The organism is Christensenella intestinihominis (assembly GCF_001678845.1).
GTDB lineage: Bacteria > Bacillota > Clostridia > Christensenellales > Christensenellaceae > Christensenella > Christensenella intestinihominis.
This window is the reverse complement of sequence record NZ_MAIQ01000001.1, coordinates 281657-303085: the sequence shown is the minus strand read 5'-3', so window position 1 is coordinate 303085 and position 21429 is coordinate 281657. Positions and strand designations below refer to the sequence as shown.

The window sequence follows — 21429 nt, the reverse complement described above, 5'->3', positions numbered from 1 at the left end:
TGACTATTTACCTGCACAGCTATATAATATTAGGGTGAGTTTTTTAACTGCACCTGTGCGGTTTTTCTTTATCACAGCGGACAAAGGCTTGATTTTGTCTGACAATTTAGAAGGTAGGAGGAACATTGATGAAAAAACGTAGCTTAGTCGGCATCATCGTAACATTCGTACTCATCGCTTTGTTGTGTTTTGTTGTCATCAACGGTTTCAGTGTTGGAATTTATGAAGTCAAGCCGCTCAATGGTATCCAACAGGGACTGGACCTGACAGGCGGTGTATACACCGTTTACCAGGCAACTGATACGTCGGTTGATAAGTTTGACGAAAAGATGGATGGCGCAATGCTGGTGCTCCGGGACAGGCTCGACGCAAAGGGTTTTACGGAGGCCACTGTGACCAAGCAGGGAACAGACCGGATTCGTGTGGAAATCCCGATCAACAGCACAAGCGAAATCCAGGACCCAAACGAGGTGGCGGAATTCATAGGAACGCCCGCTAAACTGGAATTTGTGGACCCGAATGGAAATACGGTCCTGGAGGGAAGCGATATCGCGAGCGCACAGGCGGGGCAAAATCCCCAGACGCTCGAGTATGTCGTAAGCTTTGAACTGACGCCGTCCGGCACCGAAAAATTCGCCGCCGCCACGGAAGAATTCCTGAACCAAACGATTTCAATTACAATCGACGGGGAAACGATTTCGGCTCCCAAGGTCAACAGTGTAATTGCAAACGGGAAAGGCGAGATTACCGGAAGCTTTACGGCGGAAAGCGCCCAGAACCTTGCAATGCAGATTGAAAGCGGTGCGCTGCCGCTTGATTTACAGGAAATCGAAGTCCGGTCCATCAGTGCGACCCTCGGTGCGGGCGCGCTGCAAAACAGCATCCTTGCAGGCCTTATCGGCCTTGCAATCCTATTCCTGTTCATACTGATTTATTACAGGCTGCCGGGCCTTGTGGCTTGTATGGCGCTTGTCGTGTACGTATGCTTTGTGCTCCTGCTTCTTGGAAGCGTTCCGGGCGTGCAGCTTACGCTCCCGGGTATCGCGGGTATTATCCTTGGTATCGGAATGGCGGTCGACGCGAACGTCATCATATTTGAACGCTTCAAGGAAGAGTTCCGGACGGGCAAAACACTACGGACTTCTTTTAACGGAGGCTTCCAGAAAGCGTTTGTAACGATCCTTGACTCCAATATCACAACGCTGATTTGCGCAATTGTGCTTGCGGCATTTGGGACCGGCACGCTTAAGAGCTTTGCATATACGCTGATTATCAGTATCATCGTATCCATGATTTCGGCACTTGTCATTACGCGGGGAATCCTTAAGATGTTTATCAATCTGAACATCAAAAATCCCAATGTATTTATGGCGAAGGCAAAGCAGCTTCGCGAAGCTGCCAAGGCGGCAAAAGAAGGAGGTGGCGCGCAGTGATTACGAAACACTTCAAAAAGTTTTTGATTATTCCAATTATTATCATCGTACTGGGAATCATCTTTGGCGTCATCAACGGCGGCCTCAACCTCGGCATTGACTTCACGGGCGGCAGCATCGTGTCCGTTGATTTCAAGGGCGATTTTGATACGGATGTGGTGCAAAAGGCACTCGATAATAACGGGATGGGCGATTCGCCGATTGTAAAAGCGGGCGAAGGATATACGCAGGCTGAAATTCGCATGCGCACGCTTGATACGGATGAATTGCAGTCCACAACAAACGACGCAATCCTGTCGGATATCCGGCAGACCTATCCGGACGCGGAAATTGTATCGGTCGATAAGGTTGGCGGCGTCGCCAGCGCGGAACTGGTTCGCAATGCATTCCTTGCGGTTGCAATCGCGTGCGGCCTGATGCTGATTTACATTTGGATCAGGTTCCAGCTCTATAACGGTATCAGCGCGGTTATCATGCTGATCCACGATGTCGGCATCATGATTGCCATCATGTGCATCCTGCAAATCCAGATCAACAGCGCGTTCATTGCGGCGTGCCTGACGATTATCGGGTATTCCATCAACAATACGATCGTTGTATTCGACCGCGTCAGGGATAACCTCAAGGTGATGGGCACCAAGCGTTTCACACGGGCGGAAATTGCCGATACGAGCATCAAGGAAACGCTTACGCGTACGATTAATACATCGGTGACAACGCTGATTATGATCGTCTGCCTGTACATTTTCGGCGTCCCGACAATTAAGGAATTCTCATTCCCGATCATTGTGGGCCTGTTGGCGGGCGTGTATTCATCCGTGGTTCTTGCAGCGCCGATGTGGGCGGTTCTTGCGGATCATTTCGACAAGAAAAAGAAACAGGGCGTCAAAGCAAAAGCGAAGCCCAAGAAAAAAGCCGCCAAGGCATAACCCCGGCCGTACATGCATATAATGTTGTGCAGAAGGCTGGTGTGGTACAAAAAATAAAAAAGACCTCCTGTGAGGAGGTCTTTTTTCTAAGGGGACAATATGAGGTATATCTTAAAACAAAAGCCTCAAGTGAATAACGACCCGCTGGCAATTGACGGTTTACGCAAAAGTTTGAAATTGTCAAAGCTGACAGCTTCGCTTTTATGTGCACGGGGAATCGAAGACCCGGAGGAAGCCCGTGCCTTCCTGAATCCGGATGCCGGTCAATTGAACGATCCGTTTCTATTCGCTGATATGCGCGATGCCGTAAGCACGGTAAAACATACCATCGCAACCAAGGGAAAAATTTGCGTATACGGGGATTACGATGCAGACGGAATTTCCGCAAGCGCGATCCTTTATAAGACATTGAGCCAAATGGGCGCAAAGGTGGAGGTGTTCCTCCCGAACCGAATGGAGCACGGCTATGGGCTTACGATGGAAAACGTCGAGCGGCTCAAGGGGATTTCCCTGCTGATTACCGTGGACTGCGGAATCACAAGTACACAGGAAATAGAATGTGCGCGGGAGATGGGAATGGCGACAATTTTGACCGATCACCACGAATGCCCGCATATCCTGCCAAAAGCGGATTACATTTTGAACCCCAAACGTCCGGGCGAGGCCTACCCCTTTGATTCTCTTTGCGGGGCCGGAGTGGCGTTTAAATTTTCACAGGCATTAATTGGCGACGCGGCCCTTGAAATGATCGACGTTGCGGCCCTTGCAACCATTGCGGACATCGTCCCCCTGTTGGGTGAAAACCGTGCCATTGCGGCGCTCGGCCTGCGGCGGCTCAATGAAGACCCGAACCCCGGGATCGGCGCGCTTGTGAAAAAAGCGTGCACCAAACGGGTCGCAAATATAGACGCGCAAACCGTATCGTTTGTCCTTGCGCCGCGCATCAATGCCGCCGGCCGGATTTCCACGGCCAAGGTCGCTTTCGAACTCCTGACGGAAAACGACGCGGGAAAGCTTGAACAACTCGCGGAAGAGCTTTGCACCCTCAACACAGACAGGCAGCAGCGGCAGGAGAAGGTAGTTGCAGAGGCTATGCAAATGCAGGAAGAAAGCGGCGCGCCGGACCATAAAATTATTGTGCTGTATAAACAGGATTGGGATATTGGCATCGTTGGGCTGGCAGCTTCCAAGGTCTCCGAACGGTATGTAAAGCCCACCATCCTCCTCGGGGAATCCGAGCCGGGAATTTATACCGGTTCCGCGCGCAGCATTCCCGGCGTCAATATTTATGAAGCGCTGAATTCCCAGGCGAAGCTGTATGAAAAATTCGGCGGCCATGCGGGCGCCGCAGGGCTTACAATCAGGGAAGACCGCCTTCCGCAGCTTATCCACCGCCTGAATGAATTTTTAAAGGAACATTATGACGAAGAAGTATTCAGGCCCCTTAAAACCTATGACCTTCGGATTGCCCCGGCCGAGATATCGAATTCGCTGATTTCAGAATTTGAAATGCTCCGTCCGTTTGGCTTTAAAAACGAGCAGGTTGAACTGCTGGTTGATGGCGCGCATATCGAGGACATCCGTTCGATCGGTGAAGATAAGCATGCCAAATTCCGGATTTCCAAGGGAGGAAAGAGCGTAAATGCCGTTATTTTCGGCACGCAGGCCGCGGAGGTGCCCGGCCGCGCCGACGTTGTGGGAACGCTTAATGTTAATACGTTTGACATGAAACCCCAGATGATTGTGAATACCCTTTCCTATGATGAATCCCCATTGCAAAAGGTGAAGCGGGCGCGTGCACATCTGGGAAAAGCAGGGCAGCCCGGAGAGGCCGACAGGAACGCCTATTTCATTTGCCGGGAAAAATTACTCGAGGTCTATGCCGTCTTGAAAAACATCGAGGCCAAGCGGATTTCATTCCAGGATGAAGGACAGCTTGCACAGTTTGTGGAAAAATATGCCGCCGGACTCACGGAAGAAAAGGTTGCGTTTGCCCTGGTTGTGTTTGAGGAAATAGGTTTGCTAGAAATACAAAAAAATGATAAAATACACATTGTGATACATGCCGGAAAGCGTGAGCTTTCCAAGAGCGCGGTATATCAAATGTATGTTTCGGGGGAGAATTGAGATGGATTTAAAAACAAAAATAAGGAATATAGAGGATTTCCCGGAAAAGGGTGTAATTTTTCGCGATATTACGACGCTGATTAAAGACCCGGAAGCGTTCGGCTACGTGACGGATACGCTGGCAAACCGCGTGCGGGAGCAGGAGGTCGATATGATTGTCGTGCTCGATGCCCGGGGGTTTCTATTTGGCTCTCCCGTTGCCTACCTGCTCAAAAAAGGGATTGTCCCGGTACGCAAAAAAGGAAAATTGCCGGCGGATGTTTATCAGGTAGAATATCAGCTAGAATATGGGACAGGACAGCTTGAAATGCATAAAGATGCGATTAAAAAAGGGATGCGCGTCGCTGTTTTTGATGATCTGCTTGCAACAGGCGGGACGGCCAAGGCTGCGTGCGAGCTCGTGGAGCTTGCGGGCGCAAAGGTTGTTTCCCTGAATTTTGTGATCGAACTCACAGACCTTGGCGGAAGAAGCGCCCTTGACGGGTACGACGTGTTTTCCTTGGTACAATATTGATTGGGAGATAGTTTGGGTGTCGGAATACTATAACGATTTTATCAGGCGGCATAAGCTTGAAGATGATCCAATGCTGGAAAAAGCGTTTGTGATGGCGGAGAAAGCCCATGCGGGGCAGCTTCGTCATTCCGGCGAGCCTTTTTTTACGCATCCCCTCGCGGTTGCCGATATCGTTGCAGACCTCGGCCTTGATAATACGACGATTATTGCCACGATCCTCCACGACGCGGTAGAGGATACACAGCTTACCACGGAAGACATCGGGCGCGAATTCACGCCTGAGATTGCGAAACTTGTCGACGGGGTTACCAAACTCAATAATTACGATTTTAAAACGCGCGAAGAGCAGCAGTGGGAAAGCCTTCGGAAAATGTTCCTTGCAATGGCCTCCGATATCCGGGTTGTCATTATCAAACTGGCTGACCGGCTGCACAATATGCGCACGCTGAAATACCAGTCTGAAAATAAGCAAATCGAAAAAGCGACGGAAACGCTTGAAATTTATGCGCCGCTTGCGCACCGCCTCGGCATCAGCGCAATTCAATGGGAACTGGAAGATTTGTCGCTGAAATTCCTGCATCCGGATGAATACTTTGAAATTGCGAATAAAATCGCGTCGACGCGCGAGGAACGCGAGAAACAAATCAATTCGGTCATTGTAAAGCTGGAAGACAAGCTTGCGGAAATGAAAATCAAGGCGGAGATAGAAGGCAGGCCCAAGCACATCTACAGCATTTACAAAAAGATGCGTGAAAAGCATAAGGTCTTTGAAGAGGTTTACGATCTTATCGCAATCCGCATCATTGTATCGAGCATCAAGGATTGTTACGGCGTGCTGGGAATCGTGCACACAATGTGGAAGCCTATTCCATTGCGCTTTAAAGACTATATCGCGGTGCCCAAGCAGAATATGTACCAGTCTTTGCATACGACGCTTCTCGGCGAGGACGGGAAACCGTTTGAAGTGCAGATTCGCACATACGATATGCACCGGACGGCGGAATATGGAATTGCCGCGCATTGGAAGTATAAAGAAGGCGGAAAAGAATCCGGTATGGATTCCAAGCTTGCTTGGCTGCGTGAACTGATGGAATGGCAGAACGACCTCAAGGACTCCCGGGAATTTATGGAGACGCTCAAGGTCGACCTGTTTGCGGACAATGTATTCGTATTTACGCCCAAGGGCGATGTAAAGGATTTTGTCGCGGGGGCGACACCGCTTGATTTTGCATACAGCGTCCACAGTGCCATTGGCAACAAATGCGTAGGCGCGAAGATAAACGGCAAGATCGTACCTCTCGACTATAAGCTGCGGACGGGGGATATTGTCGAAATTATCACCTCGAATTCGGCGACGCCAAGCAGGGATTGGCTGAAATTTGTCAAGACCGCGCAGGCGCGGAGTAAAATTAAGCAGTGGTTTAAAAAGCAGCTGAAAGAAGAAAATATCGTTAAAGGCCGCGAAATGCTGGAAAAGGAAGCGAAACGGCAGGGATATAACCTGTACGAACAGCTCCTGAAGCCGGACTGGCTGAGCGTTCTTTATAAGCGGTTTACGCTGAATTCGCAGGACGATATGTTCGCGGCAATCGGTTACGGCGCCCTGTCTGCCAACCAGATTCTTTCCAAGTTGGTTGAGCAGTACAAAATGGCCAATAAGATTGACTCCGGCTCGGAAGAGCTGAAGATCGTAAAGCGCAGCGGAAAGGGAGCGGAGGAGGATATCACCGTAGAAGGCAACACGGGCCTTGCGGTACGTTTCGCAAAATGCTGCAATCCCGTTCCCGGGGACGATATTGTCGGATATATTACGCGCGGGCGCGGCGTATGCGTCCACACCAAGGAGTGCAAGAATCTACTGAATGTAGATAAGGAACGCCTGATTGAAGTCGCCTGGGCGGGAGACCAGACGACCTCTTACAATGTTGAAATCCAGATCGTGGCGGATGACCGTTCGGGGCTGATGGTGGAAATTGCCCAGGCAATGTATAATATGGGGCGGGATATCACCGCCATCAACGCGCATTCCGCCAAAAATGGCGTCGCCACCATTTCCCTGCGTTCCAACATCACCTCGGTGCAGGATTTGAACGACCTGATGAATAAGCTAAAGGCCCTAAAAGGCGTGCGGGACGTATTCCGCGTGAATTACTAAAGGGGCAAAGCAATGCGGGCTGTGGTTCAACGGGTAAAAAACGCTTCTGTTTCCACAGAAGGAAAAACAGTTGGCCGGATTGGCACGGGGCTTCTTGTGCTGCTGGGAATTTCCGCGGAAGATACGGAAAAGGATATGGAGTACATTGCGGAAAAATGCGTCAACCTGCGTATCTTTGAGGATTCGTCCGGCGTCATGAACCTTTCCGTGAAAGAGATTGCCGGGGAGATACTCGTTGTTTCCCAGTTCACGCTTTACGGGGACGCGCGCAAGGGCAGGCGGCCGAGCTATATCCGCGCCGCATCTCCGGACTCGGCGCGTGATTTGTTTGAAAAATGCGTCTATGTATTCCGGGAAAAATATGAAAAAATACAAACTGGAAAATTTCAGGCGGAAATGCAGGTTTCCCTCGTAAACGATGGACCTGTAACGATTCTGCTCGACAGTAAAAGGGAATTTTGATATGAAGGTAATTCCGGTAACGACGGGCGCTTTGCTCGAAAATGCGTATATTGCAGCAGATGAAGAAGCCAAAGAGGCTATCGTGATCGATCCGGGGGACGATGCCCGGGAAATCGAAGAACAGCTTGACCGTCTCGGGCTTGGGGTTGCGTATATTCTCCTGACGCATGGCCATGCCGATCATATCGGCGCGGTGGAGGAACTGAAAAACCGCTATCATGCAAAGGTCGCAATCCATGCAGGGGATGCGGAAATGCTCGTTTCCGCCCGTTCCAACCTTTCGGGCCTCATGGGGAATCCGTTCAGCATCGGCCCGGCGGATATTTTGCTGGAAGACGGCGATATGGTTGAAGCAGGAAACCTTGCTTTGCGTGTCCTCCATACGCCGGGGCATTCACCGGGAAGCGTTTGCTTCCTGAGAGACGGTGTGATTTTTTCCGGCGACACCCTGTTCGAAGGGTCCATTGGCCGGACAGATTTTCCGGGAAGCAGCATGGAGGCCATGAGGGATTCCCTGAAGCGTTTAAAAGAACTCGAAGGGGATTATGACGTCTATCCCGGCCACGGCGCCCCGACCACGCTCGCGCAGGAAAAAGCAATGAATCCATATATGGGATGGTAACCAATGTTCTCACTTTATACGGAAACGCCTTCATTTTTTAACGACATCTGCGAGGAAATCCGGCTGTTTCTGCCCGAAGAAAAACGCATCATACAGCTTGAACATAAAAACGATATGAATGCCGGCGAAGTGCTGAGGCATTTTTTTTGGCAGGATGAAACCGGCTGGCACAACCGGGCGGAATACTATACCGCAGGCAGCCGGAGCGCCGCAATCGAAGAACAGCCGGAGTTTACGGACGATCATGGGAATACGGTCGATATCACGGCGCCCACCCTGCTTGCAAAGAAGCTGAAAAAGCATGCCGTAAAACAGCTTATCTACCGTGTTATGCAAGAGGTCTGCCCAAAAAATATGCCGTGGGGTTCGCTTACGGGAATTCGCCCCACAAAGCTTTTCCGTGAACTTTCAAAACAACATGGCACGGAATGGGCGCATCGCATTTTTACGGAACGTTATTGTGTCTCGGAGCCAAAAACGCAGCTTGCCGAAACGATCTGCCGTGTGCAGGAGCCTTTTTTGAAGAATTCAGGAACGCGGGACCTTGATATTTATATCGGGATTCCGTTCTGTGTTTCGAGATGCAAATATTGCTCCTTTATTTCGCGCGACCTGAAATTTAACGAGACCATCAAGGATCAATATCTTCCATGCCTGATGCACGAACTGGACGGCATGGAGGAGGTTTTCCCAAAATACCGCATCCGCTCCGTATATATTGGGGGCGGGACGCCAACCGCGCTCAATGACCATGACCTTGAAACAGTGCTCAAAAAGGTAAGCGGCCTTTTTCCGGAACGGATCGAGTTTACGGTGGAAGCGGGCCGGCCGGATACGGTAACCCCGGAAAAACTCCGCATTTTGAAAGATTATGGAGTGGAACGGATAAGCATCAATGCCCAGACGACAAACGACAGGACGCTGGAATTGATCGGACGGAACCATACGTCGGAAGAATTCAGGCGCGCTTTTTCGCTCGCGAACAAGGCTGGATTCAAAAACATCAATACCGATATTATCTTGGGGCTGCCCTGTGAAACGGTCCGGGATGTGAAAAAGACGCTCACGGATATCATGGAATTCGCCCCGTCCAATGTGACGGTGCATACATTGGCGATCAAGCAGTCTTCCGCATTCGCGGAGGAACGGCAGAACGATCTTCCGGGGCCCGGAATCGTTACGGAAATGGTGGAATTTTCGCAGGAATTCCTTTTTACAGCCGGGTATCTGCCATACTACCTTTACCGCCAGAAATACATGAGCGGCAACCTTGAAAATGTCGGCTTTGCAAAACCGGGCGCGGAATGTATTTACAATATCGATATTATGGAAGAAACGGTAAGCAACCTCGCGTTCGGAGCGGGCGGGATTTCCAAAAAGCTGTTTCCGGAGCAAAACCTTATCAAGCGCGCGCCGAATGTCAAAGATTTGAAAAATTATATCGACCGTACGGATGAAATGATACGGCGCAAAAAAGAGCTGTTTTGAAGCGGCCGAAAGTCCCGGGTTTTGTTGACACTCCCGTCTTTTCCCGCTATAATAAAACCAATTGGAAAAGGCGATGAGATGGAGAGTAACCGTAAGCCTTGCGGAAAGAGAGCGGCCGCCGCGGCTGGAAGCGGCTGTGCGTTTAAGATACGGCGAAAAACACCATAGAGCTTCCGCTGTGAAAGCAATTTGCAATTAGCTGCGGGCGCGGGCCGGCGTTATTGGCAAGAGCGGAGAAACTTGTTTCTCAACATGGGTGGTACCGCGGATTCAAACTTCGTCCCTGTCTGTTTCAGGACGTTGTTTTTTTATGCTTTACATCGTTTTAAATACAGGAGGTAACTGTAACGTGGCAGTAAGGGCGCCAAAAGGAACAAAAGATGTTCTCCCGCAGGAGAGCTATAAATGGCAATATATCGAAAATCTTGTGCGGAACATTACCGCGCTTGCCGGGTACCGGGAAATCCGCACGCCCATTTTTGAACATACCGAGCTTTTCCTGCGCGGTGTGGGTGATACCACGGATATTGTCCAGAAGGAGATGTATACCTTCAATGATAAGGGCAACCGTTCCATTACGCTCCGTCCGGAAGGGACGGCGGGCGTGGTGCGTGCATTCCTTGAAGGGGGCCTGCCGTCAAATGCCCAGCCGACGAAGATGTATTACCTGAGCGCACCCGTGTTCCGGTATGAAAAACCACAGTCCGGGCGGCTGCGCGAACATCACCAGTTTGGCGTGGAGGTGTTCGGCGCCCCGGAGGCGAGCATCGATGCGGAAGTAATTAATATCGCGCTTACGCTTCTCGGGGAACTGGGCCTGAAAAACCTGCGGCTCAATATCAACAGCATCGGATGCGAAAAGTGCCGGCCCGGGTATAATGAGCTGCTAAAGGAATACCTGCACGGGCATGCAGGCGAACTGTGCGAGTCCTGTAACGAGCGTATGGACCGCAATCCGTTGCGTGCGCTCGATTGTAAGGAAGAGGGCTGCCAGACGGTCGTGAAAAATGCGCCGCTTATGATCGACCATCTGTGCGAGGAGTGCTCCGCGCATTTTGAAGCGCTGAAAAAGTACCTGGATGCACTTGGCATTCAGTATGCGGTCAATCCGTTTATTGTGCGCGGCCTTGACTATTACACCAAGACCGTTTTTGAAATTATTTCCGACAGCATCGGCGCGCAGGGAACGGTGTGCGGGGGCGGACGGTACGATAAACTGGTAAAACAGGTCGGCGGGCCGGACCTCCCGGGGATCGGTTTTGGTATGGGCATTGAACGCCTTTTGCTTGTCATGGAAAACGAGGGAATTGAAATTGAGCGCCCCGCGCTTACCGACATATTCCTGTGTACGCATGGGGAAGAGGCGCGTCTGCGGGCGGCACAGCTGGTACGCGACCTGCGCCGCGGGGGAGTAAAAGCGGATATGGACCACTGTGCGCGCAGTATCAAGGCGCAGTTTAAATATGCGGATAAAATTGGCGCCAAATTCGTCGGGGTCATCGGGGAGACCGAGCTCGCGGAAGGAACGGTTGTCCTGAAAACAATGGCAACCGGGGAAGAGCGCGCCATACGTCAGGATGAAATCAAAAAATTGATATAAAGAATTATTATTTCGGGAGAGGAAATTATGGGAGAATTTTTAGGCGATTGGAAACGCACCGCGCTGTGCGCGGAATTTACGACGGACGACATCGGCAGGGAAGTAACGCTGATGGGATGGGCGGATACGCGCCGCGACCTTGGCGGCCTTGTGTTTGTCGACCTGCGCGACCGTTCGGGAATTATGCAGGTTGTATTTGACGAGTCCATGTTTGAAGGAGACTTTGACCAGGTCGGAAGCATCCGCAGTGAATTCGTGCTTGCGGTGAAGGGCAAAATTGTAGAGCGTTCGGAAGATACGGTTAATCCGAAGCTGCCCACCGGCCTCATTGAGGTAAAGGTGCGGGAATTGAAGATTTTAAGCAAGGCAGAGACGCCTCCGTTTGAGATTGAAGACGGCAGCAAGGTGCGTGAAGAACTGCGGCTGAAATACCGCTACCTTGACCTGCGCCGCCCGGAAATGCAAAAAAACCTGATGCTGCGCAATAAAATTGCGAATTCCGCGCGGGCCTACCTGACGGAAAACGGTTTTCTTGATATTGAAACGCCGATGCTGCAAAAAAGCACGCCGGAAGGGGCGAGGGACTACCTGGTTCCGTCCCGCATTCATCCGGGCTGCTTCTATGCGCTCCCGCAGTCCCCGCAGCTTTTTAAACAGATACTCATGATTTCGGGCTACGACCGTTATTTCCAGATTACCAAGTGCTTCCGCGACGAAGATTTGCGTGCAGACCGCCAGCCAGAATTCACGCAGATCGATACGGAAATGTCCTTTGTGGACGCGGACGACGTCATGGCGGTGCACGAAGGCCTGCTGCAGCGGGTGTTCAGGGATGTCCTCGGCATTGACGTGAAGCTTCCCCTGAAACGTCTTTCCTATCAGGAGGCAATGGACCGCTTCGGAAGCGATAAGCCGGATACGCGCTTTGGCCTCGAACTCAAAGATGTAAGCGATATTGTCGCGGGCAGTGAATTTAAAGTGTTCAGCTCCGTTGTGAAGAACGGCGGCAGCGTACGCGCGATCAATGCAAAGGGCTGTGCAAATATCCTTGCGCGCCGTGAAATCGATGCGCTGGTGGATTTTGTTAAAATCTACGGCGCAAAGGGCATGGCATGGATTTCCATTCGCGAGGACGGCCTCAATTCGCCGATCACAAAGTTTATGACGCAGGAAGAAATCGACGGGATTATGGAACGCCTGGACGGTAAGGTCGGCGATATCCTGTTCTTTGTCGGCGACAAAAATTCCGTTGTCTATGATTCGCTTGGCGCGCTGCGCCTGAAGCTGGCCGAAAAGCTCGGGCTGATCGGGGAAAACACGTGGGACCTCCTGTGGGTAACCGAATTCCCGCTGTTCGAGTACAGTGAGGAAGAAAAGCGCTATGTGGCAAAGCACCATCCGTTCACGTCCCCCATGGATGAAGATATCGATAAGGTGACGAGCGATCCCGAGCACGCACGGGCAAAGGCATATGATATCGTCCTCAACGGAAACGAGATCGGCGGCGGCAGCATCAGGATTCACAGCACCGAGTTGCAGGAAAAGATGTTTGAGGCGCTTGGCTTCTCAAAAGAAGACGCGTGGGAGCGCTTTGGCTTCCTTTTGGAGGCGCTTAAATACGGTACGCCGCCGCACGGCGGGCTTGCCTATGGCCTTGACCGCCTGGCGATGCTGATGGCGGGCGTAGAGTCGATTCGTGACGTAATCGCGTTCCCCAAGGTGCAGAATGCGTCAGACCTGATGTCCAAAGCGCCCGACACAGTGGATAAAAAGCAGCTGCGGGAGCTGCATATCAAGGTAGATGAAGACTGATGCTTGACGATTCCAGGACGGTTGCATTGATCGGCAAAGAGGCGGCTGCGCGGCTGCGCGCATCGGCCGTCGCCGTATTCGGAATCGGCGGGGTCGGCTCGTTTGCGGCGGAAGCGCTTGCGCGGGCGGGCGTGGGTACGCTGTACCTGATCGATAACGATGTGGTGAAACCGTCCAACTGCAACCGCCAGCTTGTGGCGCTTTCCTCCACGATTGGCAGGAAAAAAGTGGATGTGATGGCGGAACGGGCCCGCGATATAAATCCCAATGTGAATGTCGTTGCCTGTGATTGTTTTTACGATGAAACCACTGCCGGTGAACTTTTCGCGCCGGGGTTTGACTTTGTTATTGATGCAATCGACAGCCTGAAATCAAAGGAAAACCTGATTTTAAACTGTGCCGAACGGGAAATTGAAATCATTTCCTCTATGGGCGCGGGCAACAAATTGCATCCGGAGCGTTTTGCCATAATGGATATATTCCAGACAACGTGCGACCCAATCGCGAAGATATTGCGAAAACGGCTGCGCGAGGCGGGAATAGGAAAGCTCAAGGTGGTATGCTCGGACGAGCTTCCGCATAAAGTGATGGTAAGTGAAGATGGGAAAAATGTGCCGGCCAGCATTTCGTTTGTTCCCTCTGTATGCGGGCTCCTTATGGCCGGTGAGGCAATACGGCAATTGGCAGGTGTGGGAGAATGAATGAATCGGGCCTTGTAACGAAAATAGCGGGCGATACGGCATACGTTTTATTTGAACGCACCTCCGCATGTTCCAAATGCGGGGCATGCGGCATGCTCAGCGGGCAAAACGATATCACCGTTACAATGAAAAACCTGCTGCATGCGCGGGAAGGGGAGCGGGTCGAGGTTCAGTTTACAACCAAAAACGCGCTCCAGTCATCGGCGATCGCATACATTTTCCCGTTGCTGATGCTCTTTTTCGGCGTATGGCTTGGGTATGTTATCCCACAGGATGTTTTCCCGGTCAGGGATGCGCTCGCCGCAATCCTTGGGATCGTCTTTGCCGCCGCCGCATTTTTGATCCTGAAGCTGTTAAACCCATATTTTAAAAAGAAGTTTGCAAACGTATATACGATGACAAAAATCATTGAGGAAAGCGAGCAAAAATAAGTGTTCCTGAAACGCATCGAACTCAACGGGTTCAAATCCTTCTGCAACAAGAAGGAAATTATTATCAATAAGGGAATCACGGGCGTGGTCGGGCCGAACGGCAGCGGCAAAAGCAATATAGCCGACGCCATGCGTTGGGTGCTCGGGGAACAGAGCTCGAGGAACCTGCGCGGCACGAGTATGCAGGATGTAATTTTTAACGGCACGCAAACGCGCAGTAAAAAAGGCTACTGTGAGGTTGCGCTTATTTTTGACAACTCGGATATGCGCATCAAATCCGAGTATACGGAGATTGCGGTGCGCCGCAAAATGTACCGCTCCGGGGAAAGCGAATATTCCATCAATAACACCAGCTGCCGCCTGAAGGATATCCTGGAGCTGTTCCGCGATACGGGCATCGGGAAAGAAGGATATTCCATTATCGGCCAGGGAAAAATCGACGAAATCCTGACGAGCAAGGCCACCGACCGCCGGAAGGTGTTCGAGGAAGCGGCGGGCATCATGAAATACCGCGTCCGGAAAGAGGAAGCGGAACGCAACCTTCGCAAAACCAACGATAACATTACGCGGATTGACGATATTATTTCAGAACTTTCTTCACAAATCGAGCCGCTCGAAAAGCAGATGAATGAAGCGCGTGATTACCTTACGCTCCGCGACCGCTTAAAAGAACTGGAAATTAACCTTTACCTGTACCAATACGACCGGACCGGCGAACGCATCACAAAAACGGAAGAACAGGTTCGCGAGAACGAACAGGAATTCCAAGACCTGACAGAGCAGATTGCACAGGAGGGCGCACGGGTCCAGGAGATAAAAAAGCAGCTCAATCAGCTTCAGGATGAGATCGAAACGCAAAATGCGCGTCTTGGCGAACGGATGAGCGAGCAGGAGCGCCTCAAGGGCTCTCTTAATCTGCTGGAAGAAAAAGAAAATACAAATCAGCGCGCCATGCGCGAAAATTATGAAAAACGTGATGCATACGAGGCGCAGATTGCGGAAAGCGAGCAAAAGCTCCGGGAACTGAATATCCAGGTCAATGAGAAAAATGCCGCGATCGATGAAAAGTATGCGGAAATCCTAACTCTGCGCGCCCAAATCGAGGAAGTTTCCGGGAAATCCGGCGATGTGCAGGAGGGAATTGATTCCGTACGCGCGGAAGTGGAAAGCGCCCGTACGGCGTTGCAGACAATGCTGATTGACCTCAATGAAAAGCAGGTCAAGGCAGAGGTGCTTGGCCAGAAAAAGGAACAGGCACAGGCGGAAATAGAACGCCACGACGCATATATTTCACAGCTTCGGCAAACGGCGGAAACGCTCGAACGTGAAGCCGGGGAGTGCGACCGCAAAAGCGCGGGCCTGCGCTCCGCAATGAATGAAGCGGCGCAGGCAATCAGGGATTTACAGGCAGAACAGGCGCAAGCGGAAAAGAAGGCTTCCGATACGGCGCGCTGCCTGAGCGAGGATGAATCGCGCCTGAAGCTTTTAAACGATATGCGCGACGAATACGAGGGATATTTTGACAGTGTCCGCTCGCTTTTTAAGGCGGCTAAAAGCGCCCCGGATATTGCGCATAAAATCAAAGGCGTGCTCGCCGAACTGGTCGACGTTCCCAAAAAATATGAAACGCCAATCGAAGTGATCCTTGGCAACGCTCTGCAAAATGTAGTGGTGGAAAATGATACGGACGCAAAGGATATCATTTCTTTCCTGCGCAAAAATAATCTGGGCCGTGTCACTTTTCTGCCCACAAAATCGCTTAAAGTCCGCACCCTGCAAAAGGATGAAAAATCTTTCCTCAATATGGACGGGGTAGAGTGTATTGCCAGCGAAGCAATCAGCTGTGCGGACGCGGTGCGCCCGGCAGTTGACTTTCTGCTTGCCCGCACGGTAATTGTGCGCGATATGGACAGCGCGATTGCGCTGATGCGTAAAACGGATTATGCTTTCCGAGCGGTTACAATGGATGGAGACTTCATAAAACCGGGCGGAGTCATTACGGGCGGGAGCCTGAAAAAGAACAATACCGGTCTCCTCTCGCGCAGGCGTATGGCGCAGGAACTTAAGGAAAATGTAACGGAAAACCGCAAACTGCTTGCGAAATGGAATGCCGAACTTACGGAGTGCCGGGAAAAGGGCGAGGCTGCCCAGCGCTTGCAGCAGGAAACACTGCAAAAGCTGCGCGACCAGGAAATTAAAACCGCGGAGGCAAAACAAAAATTCCAGGCTGCCCGGGATACGTTTGCGAATAGTGAACAGGTTACCGTCGGGCTTACAGACAGGCTGGCGGAAGCGGAAGCCGAATACGAACAGATGAAAGCGGCAACCGGGGCGCTGCAGAAAGATACGGCGCAGGCACAGGAGGATTTTGAAGCGCTCAAGGCGCGCCTTGAAGAAGCGGAATCGCGCGCCGCAGGAGTGGCGGCCCAGACGTCGGAAATCAAGGATACCCTTTCCGCACAGGAGCTTCGCCAGTCGGAGCTTGCGAACGAGAAAAATATCCTTTTGCGCGAGGCGGAGCACTTGCGTGCTTCGATTGCCCAGGCAAAGGACGGTCTCGGGCAGATGCAGCAAAATAATGATACGCTCTCGGCAGAAATGAAGGAACTGACCCATTCCAAGGCGGAACTCCGCGGACAACTCGACGAAATCCTCGAGCGGGTACGGCAGGCGGGGGAGGAAGCGCGCGCCAAGCTTTTGCAAAGGGACGAATGGAATGCGCAGGTAGAGCAATCCGCCGAAAAGGTAGAGGAACTTAACGCGCAGAAAGACCTGTTGATCGAACAAAAATATAAATTTATTGCGAACCGGGAAAAGCTCGAATTATCACGCGAAAACTACCAGAATAAGTTGTGGGAGGATTATGGCCTGACTTATGCAAACGCGCTTCCATTTCGCAGGGAAGAGTTTGCCTATCAGGCAGGCGTACGGGAAATCGACGGAATCCGTGAACGTATCCGCGAAATGGGCGCGGTAAATCCGAATGCCATTGAGGATTACACGCGCGTGCGCGAACGGTACGACAATCTTGTACTCCAGCGGGAAGACCTGATTGCGGCAGGAAATGACCTGCAGGTTGTGATTGACGGCCTTTTGTCGGGAATGAAGGAAAGTTTCCGCGAAAAATTCGCCATGATTAATGAGAACTTCCAGAAAACGTTCCACGATCTCTTTGGCGGCGGACATGCCCGGCTTGAGCTGGGTGAAGGGGACATTATGGAGTGCGGTGTGGAAATCATCGCGGAACCCCCCGGCAAAAAGCTCCAGAATATCAGCCTCTTATCCGGCGGGGAAAAGGCGCTTACGGCAATTGCGCTTTTATTTGCAATGCTGAATATTAATCCTTCCCCGATTTGCCTTCTTGACGAGATCGACGCGCCGCTCGACGATGCAAACGTGATTCGGTTTTCAGAATATCTGCAAACCCTTTCAAAAGAGCTGCAATTCATTGTCATTACGCACAGGAAGCCGTCTATGGCAATCTGTGATACGCTTTACGGTATTGCAATGCAGGAGAAGGGCGTTTCAGATATCGTATCGGTAGAACTTTAAGAGACAAGGGAGAAATTTCAAAATGGGATTTTTTGATAAGCTTAAGGAACGTGTAAACAAAACGCGTGAGAATTTTTCGGCAAAGGTAAACAATGTCATTAAGAATTTCCGCAAGGTGGACGAGGACTTCTTTGAAGAACTGGAAGAAGCACTGATCCTTTCGGATATTGGCTATGCGACGACGGAAAAGGTAGTCGAATCGCTGCGGGACCAGGTAAAGGAGAACAAGGTCTCCGATTCCGCAGAAATCAAGGATATGCTTGTGGACATCCTTGCGGATTATATGAGCGCCCCGCCTCTCGAAATCAGGAAGCCGACCGTAATGCTCATTGTGGGCGTAAACGGCGTAGGTAAAACCACCGCCATCGGCAAGCTGACCAACTACTATAACGCACAAGGGAAAAAAGTGCTTTTGGCAGCGGCGGACACCTTCCGCGCGGCAGCGGCAGAACAGCTCTCTATCTGGGGCGAACGCACGAATACGCGCGTTATCAAATATGCGGAAGGAGCCGACCCGGCCGCCGTCGTATATGACGCAATCGATGCGGCCAAGCATGCGGACAGCGACCTCCTGATCGTCGATACGGCGGGACGCCTGCATAACAAAAAGAACCTGATGGGCGAGCTGGAAAAAATCAACCGCGTCATCGATAAGGAATACGGGAACGCAAACCGTGAAACGTTCCTTGTGGTGGACGCCACGACAGGCCAGAATGCAATCTCGCAGACGGAAGTCTTTAACGAGAGCGTTAAGCTCACGGGAATCATCTTAACAAAGCTTGACGGCACAGCCAAGGGCGGCGTTGTATGCGCCGTCAAGGATATGACGGGCGTGCCTGTGCGCTTCATCGGCGTGGGCGAAGGCGTGGACGATCTGCAGCCCTTTGACGCGCGCGAGTTTGCCCGGGCCATCCTCGAATAAGATGGGCACGCGTGTAACGCATTTGCGCTTCGGCGGAGACAACTGCTTTGTAATTGAAAATGGCGGACGCGCAGTGCTTGTGGATACGGGAAGGGAATCCACAAGGGCGGGTTTGCTGGAAGCCCTGCGTCCGTGGAATATCGAACTTATCTTGCTGACGCACGGCCATTTTGACCATGCGTACAATGCGGCGTTCCTGGCGCGGAAATTCGGCGCGAAGATTGCCCTTCACAAAGCGGATGAAGCGCTTGTGCGCGATAACCGTATCCGCGCGATCCATTCGCGCGGGCTGCTTGGGTATTTGATCCGCAAGGTTTCCATATCAAATATTAATAAGACGCATATCGAATCGTTTGAACCGGATTTCTATTTACAGGACGGGCAGGGGCTGGAACCCTTCGGGGTTGATGCGCGGATCATCGGGCTTCCGGGCCATACGGCCGGCTCGATCGGCGTTATAGCCGGAGGGGCGTGTATCGTCGGCGATACGCTCATGAATATGGGCGGAGCCAGCAGGGCGCGAATCGCGGAGGATTTTGAAGCGGTAGGCCAAAGCGTTGAACTCTTAAAGCGGACGGCGGCGGAAGTTTATTATCCCGGCCATGGAGGGCCGATTTCACGGAAACGATTGCTGAAATTGTAAGTGTAAAGGTCTTATGCTTGACACTTCCCGAAAATCATGTATAATAATACAGGTGTAAAGGTCTTGTGCTTTACATCTGTTTTTTGAATTAAGAGAGCATTCAGCCGCTGTAATACGCATATTCCCATGTGCGGGAGAGGGTGGCTGACCGGCGGTAGTGTGATGAAACATGAAAAGGATTTGAGCCTCAGCCTGTACTATGATTTTTATGGCGGATTTTTGACGGAAAAACAGGCGAAAATGTTTGAACTCTATTATAACGACGATTATTCCCTTGCCGAGATTGCCCAGGAATATGGGATTTCGAGGCAGGGCGTACTGGACACCCTGAAACGGGCGCAGGCGAAACTTATGGATATGGAAAATAAGCTTGGCCTGGTTGCGGCCAGCAAGGAGAAATAAATGGCATTTGAAGGCATTGCGGAAAAACTTCAGAACGTATTCAGAAAACTGACGTCGCGCGGGAAACTTTCCGAGGGGGATATCAAGGCGGCAATGCGCGAAGTGAAGCTGGTGCTGCTGGAAGCGGACGTCAATTTCCTCGTTGTTAAAAAATTTATCAAAGAACTGTCGGAGAAAGCGGTCGGTTCCGAAATTCTCGAAAGCCTCACTCCCGGACAGCAGGTAATCAAGCTCGCACGGGACGAAATGACCGAACTGCTGGGTGGAAAGCAATCTGAAATCAGGCTTGCAGGCACGCCGCCTACCGTAATCCTGATGATGGGCCTGCAAGGCGCCGGAAAAACGACGTTCTGCGCCAAGCTTGCCGGCTACTATAAGAAGAAAGGCAAAAAGCCGTTGCTTGTTGCCTGCGATATCTACCGCCCCGCGGCCATCAAACAGCTGCATGTAGTAGGCGAACAGGTAGGCGTGGACGTGTTCGATATGGGGCAGGATAATGCCTCTAAAATCTATAAAGAAGCGGCAAAGCATGCGATGAAGCTTGGCTGCGATATGATTATCGTGGATACGGCGGGGCGTCTCCACATCGACGACGAAATGATGGCTGAACTGAAAGAGCTGAAGCAAACGGCAAATCCGACGGAAACCTTACTGGTTCTCGATGCAATGACAGGCCAGGATGCGGTTAATGCGGCGACAACTTTTAACGATAACATTGGAATCGACGGGGTTATCCTCACGAAAATTGACGGCGATACGCGCGGCGGCGCGGCGATGTCCGTTCGTTCGGTGACGGGAAAGCCGATTAAATTTGTAGGCGTAGGCGAAAAGCTCTCGGATATCGAGCCGTTTTACCCTGACCGTATGGCGTCGCGAATCCTCGGAATGGGGGACGTTATGTCGCTTATCGAGAAGGCGGAGGCTACCTTTGAAGAAAAGAAAGCCGTTGAATTGCAGAAGAAGATCGCCAAGGACCAGCTCACGCTCGAGGATTTTCTCGATCAGCTGGAGCAATTCCAGGATATGGGCTCCATGAGCGATATTCTGGCCATGATGCCGGGTGGAAATAAGCTAAAAGGCATGACGGTTGATGAAAAACAGCTGGAGCGGACCAAGGCGATTGTTAAATCCATGACGCGGGAGGAACGTTTGAATCCCCAGGTGATTAATGCGTCGCGCAGGCGGCGGATCAGCGCGGGAAGCGGAACGACAGTGCAGGATGTAAACAGGCTTTTAAACCAGTTTGACCAAATGAAGAAGATGCTTAAGCAGTTTTCCGGCAAGGGCGGGAAGCGGCGGGGCATGATGAAAATGCCATTTTAATCAGCTATATGCCGCTTAGAGCGGTCAAATATAATAAGGTTTCATTTATGAAATTATTTGGAGGTATATTATGTCAGTAAAAATCAGATTGAAAAGAATGGGTTCCAAAAAGCGGCCGTTTTACAGAATGGTAGTCGCGGACGAACGTGCGCCTCGTGACGGCAGGTATATTGAAGAGCTTGGTTACTATGATCCGCTTACAAAAGACCTGAAACTGGATAACGAAAAAGCGCAAAGCTGGATCGGCAATGGCGCACAGCCTACGGATACGGCGCGCGCTTTACTGAAAAAAAGCGGCGCGATCAACTGAAGG

General features: G+C 51.5%; 18 protein-coding genes and 1 other annotated feature. All 18 genes read left to right on the top strand.

The window, feature by feature from the left end; genetic code table 11:
* Positions 1 to 128: 128 nt before the first annotated feature.
* The 18 genes from secD (at position 129) to rpsP (ending at position 21426) form a co-directional block, all read left to right on the top strand.
* The gene (gene secD, locus BBD38_RS01490) at positions 129 to 1433 is read left to right on the top strand and encodes a protein translocase subunit SecD (RefSeq protein WP_066683732.1); all 1305 of its coding nucleotides are present in this window, start codon (positions 129 to 131) and stop codon (positions 1431 to 1433) included.
* The gene (secF, locus tag BBD38_RS01485; protein ID WP_066683730.1) at positions 1430 to 2362 is read left to right on the top strand and encodes a protein translocase subunit SecF; all 933 of its coding nucleotides are present in this window, start codon (positions 1430 to 1432) and stop codon (positions 2360 to 2362) included. The genes secD and secF overlap by 4 nt, the downstream gene beginning before the upstream one ends.
* 177 nt (positions 2363 to 2539) lie before the next feature.
* Complete coding sequence (recJ, locus tag BBD38_RS01480; protein WP_172807728.1) at positions 2540 to 4489, top strand: single-stranded-DNA-specific exonuclease RecJ; 1950 nt, start codon at positions 2540 to 2542, stop codon at positions 4487 to 4489.
* A 1-nt stretch (position 4490) separates the two neighbouring features.
* Positions 4491 to 5003, top strand: a complete 513-nt coding sequence (locus BBD38_RS01475; RefSeq protein WP_066683726.1) for an adenine phosphoribosyltransferase — start codon at positions 4491 to 4493, stop codon at positions 5001 to 5003.
* Between the two features lie 16 nt (positions 5004 to 5019).
* Positions 5020 to 7158 carry a RelA/SpoT family protein gene (locus tag BBD38_RS01470; protein ID WP_330672270.1) on the top strand — a complete coding sequence of 713 codons (2139 nt, stop codon included), beginning with the start codon at positions 5020 to 5022 and terminating at the stop codon, positions 7156 to 7158.
* Positions 7159 to 7170: 12 nt separating this feature from the next.
* Positions 7171 to 7620 carry a D-aminoacyl-tRNA deacylase gene (gene dtd, locus BBD38_RS01465; RefSeq protein ID WP_066683724.1) on the top strand — a complete coding sequence of 150 codons (450 nt, stop codon included), beginning with the start codon at positions 7171 to 7173 and terminating at the stop codon, positions 7618 to 7620.
* A gap of 1 nt (position 7621) precedes the next feature.
* Complete coding sequence (locus BBD38_RS01460) at positions 7622 to 8242, top strand: MBL fold metallo-hydrolase (protein WP_066683723.1); 621 nt, start codon at positions 7622 to 7624, stop codon at positions 8240 to 8242.
* 3 nt (positions 8243 to 8245) lie between these two features.
* The gene (hemZ, locus tag BBD38_RS01455; RefSeq protein ID WP_066683721.1) at positions 8246 to 9730 is read left to right on the top strand and encodes a coproporphyrinogen dehydrogenase HemZ; all 1485 of its coding nucleotides are present in this window, start codon (positions 8246 to 8248) and stop codon (positions 9728 to 9730) included.
* A gap of 64 nt (positions 9731 to 9794) precedes the next feature.
* Positions 9795 to 10018, top strand: a binding site (T-box leader).
* Positions 10019 to 10079: 61 nt separating this feature from the next.
* Entirely contained in the window at positions 10080 to 11330 is a 1251-nt protein-coding gene (hisS, locus tag BBD38_RS01450; protein ID WP_147568036.1) for a histidine--tRNA ligase, read from the top strand.
* 27 nt (positions 11331 to 11357) lie between these two features.
* The gene (aspS, locus tag BBD38_RS01445; RefSeq protein ID WP_066683717.1) at positions 11358 to 13142 is read left to right on the top strand and encodes an aspartate--tRNA ligase; all 1785 of its coding nucleotides are present in this window, start codon (positions 11358 to 11360) and stop codon (positions 13140 to 13142) included.
* Complete coding sequence (locus BBD38_RS01440) at positions 13142 to 13843, top strand: tRNA threonylcarbamoyladenosine dehydratase (protein ID WP_066683715.1); 702 nt, start codon at positions 13142 to 13144, stop codon at positions 13841 to 13843. Before aspS ends, BBD38_RS01440 begins: the two co-directional genes overlap by 1 nt.
* Positions 13840 to 14274 (top strand): SoxR reducing system RseC family protein, encoded by a 435-nt coding sequence (locus BBD38_RS01435; RefSeq protein ID WP_066683713.1) that lies wholly within the window; start codon positions 13840 to 13842, stop codon positions 14272 to 14274. Before BBD38_RS01440 ends, BBD38_RS01435 begins: the two co-directional genes overlap by 4 nt.
* Complete coding sequence (gene smc, locus BBD38_RS01430; protein WP_066683711.1) at positions 14275 to 17826, top strand: chromosome segregation protein SMC; 3552 nt, start codon at positions 14275 to 14277, stop codon at positions 17824 to 17826.
* 22 nt (positions 17827 to 17848) lie between these two features.
* A complete protein-coding gene (gene ftsY, locus BBD38_RS01425; RefSeq protein ID WP_066683710.1) occupies positions 17849 to 18748 on the top strand; it encodes a signal recognition particle-docking protein FtsY in 900 nt (299 codons plus the stop codon).
* A 1-nt stretch (position 18749) separates the two neighbouring features.
* Positions 18750 to 19391 carry an MBL fold metallo-hydrolase gene (locus tag BBD38_RS01420; RefSeq protein ID WP_066683709.1) on the top strand — a complete coding sequence of 214 codons (642 nt, stop codon included), beginning with the start codon at positions 18750 to 18752 and terminating at the stop codon, positions 19389 to 19391.
* Positions 19392 to 19553: 162 nt separating this feature from the next.
* The gene (gene ylxM, locus BBD38_RS01415) at positions 19554 to 19793 is read left to right on the top strand and encodes a YlxM family DNA-binding protein (RefSeq protein WP_066683708.1); all 240 of its coding nucleotides are present in this window, start codon (positions 19554 to 19556) and stop codon (positions 19791 to 19793) included.
* The gene (gene ffh / locus BBD38_RS01410) at positions 19794 to 21116 is read left to right on the top strand and encodes a signal recognition particle protein (protein ID WP_066683706.1); all 1323 of its coding nucleotides are present in this window, start codon (positions 19794 to 19796) and stop codon (positions 21114 to 21116) included.
* 70 nt (positions 21117 to 21186) lie between these two features.
* Entirely contained in the window at positions 21187 to 21426 is a 240-nt protein-coding gene (gene rpsP, locus BBD38_RS01405; protein WP_066518717.1) for a 30S ribosomal protein S16, read from the top strand.
* The last annotated feature ends 3 nt before the right edge of the window (positions 21427 to 21429 follow it).

Coding starts and splice junctions, on each gene's coding strand:
- ylxM (WP_066683708.1), top strand. CDS start 19,554: ATGAAACATGAAAAGGATTTGAGCCTCAGCCTGTACTATGATTTTTAT.
- BBD38_RS01435 (WP_066683713.1), top strand. CDS start 13,840: ATGAATGAATCGGGCCTTGTAACGAAAATAGCGGGCGATACGGCATAC.
- ffh (WP_066683706.1), top strand. CDS start 19,794: ATGGCATTTGAAGGCATTGCGGAAAAACTTCAGAACGTATTCAGAAAA.
- BBD38_RS01460 (WP_066683723.1), top strand. CDS start 7,622: ATGAAGGTAATTCCGGTAACGACGGGCGCTTTGCTCGAAAATGCGTAT.
- aspS (WP_066683717.1), top strand. CDS start 11,358: ATGGGAGAATTTTTAGGCGATTGGAAACGCACCGCGCTGTGCGCGGAA.
- hemZ (WP_066683721.1), top strand. CDS start 8,246: ATGTTCTCACTTTATACGGAAACGCCTTCATTTTTTAACGACATCTGC.
- BBD38_RS01440 (WP_066683715.1), top strand. CDS start 13,142: ATGCTTGACGATTCCAGGACGGTTGCATTGATCGGCAAAGAGGCGGCT.
- BBD38_RS01475 (WP_066683726.1), top strand. CDS start 4,491: ATGGATTTAAAAACAAAAATAAGGAATATAGAGGATTTCCCGGAAAAG.
- ftsY (WP_066683710.1), top strand. CDS start 17,849: ATGGGATTTTTTGATAAGCTTAAGGAACGTGTAAACAAAACGCGTGAG.
- dtd (WP_066683724.1), top strand. CDS start 7,171: ATGCGGGCTGTGGTTCAACGGGTAAAAAACGCTTCTGTTTCCACAGAA.
- secD (WP_066683732.1), top strand. CDS start 129: ATGAAAAAACGTAGCTTAGTCGGCATCATCGTAACATTCGTACTCATC.
- rpsP (WP_066518717.1), top strand. CDS start 21,187: ATGTCAGTAAAAATCAGATTGAAAAGAATGGGTTCCAAAAAGCGGCCG.
- BBD38_RS01420 (WP_066683709.1), top strand. CDS start 18,750: ATGGGCACGCGTGTAACGCATTTGCGCTTCGGCGGAGACAACTGCTTT.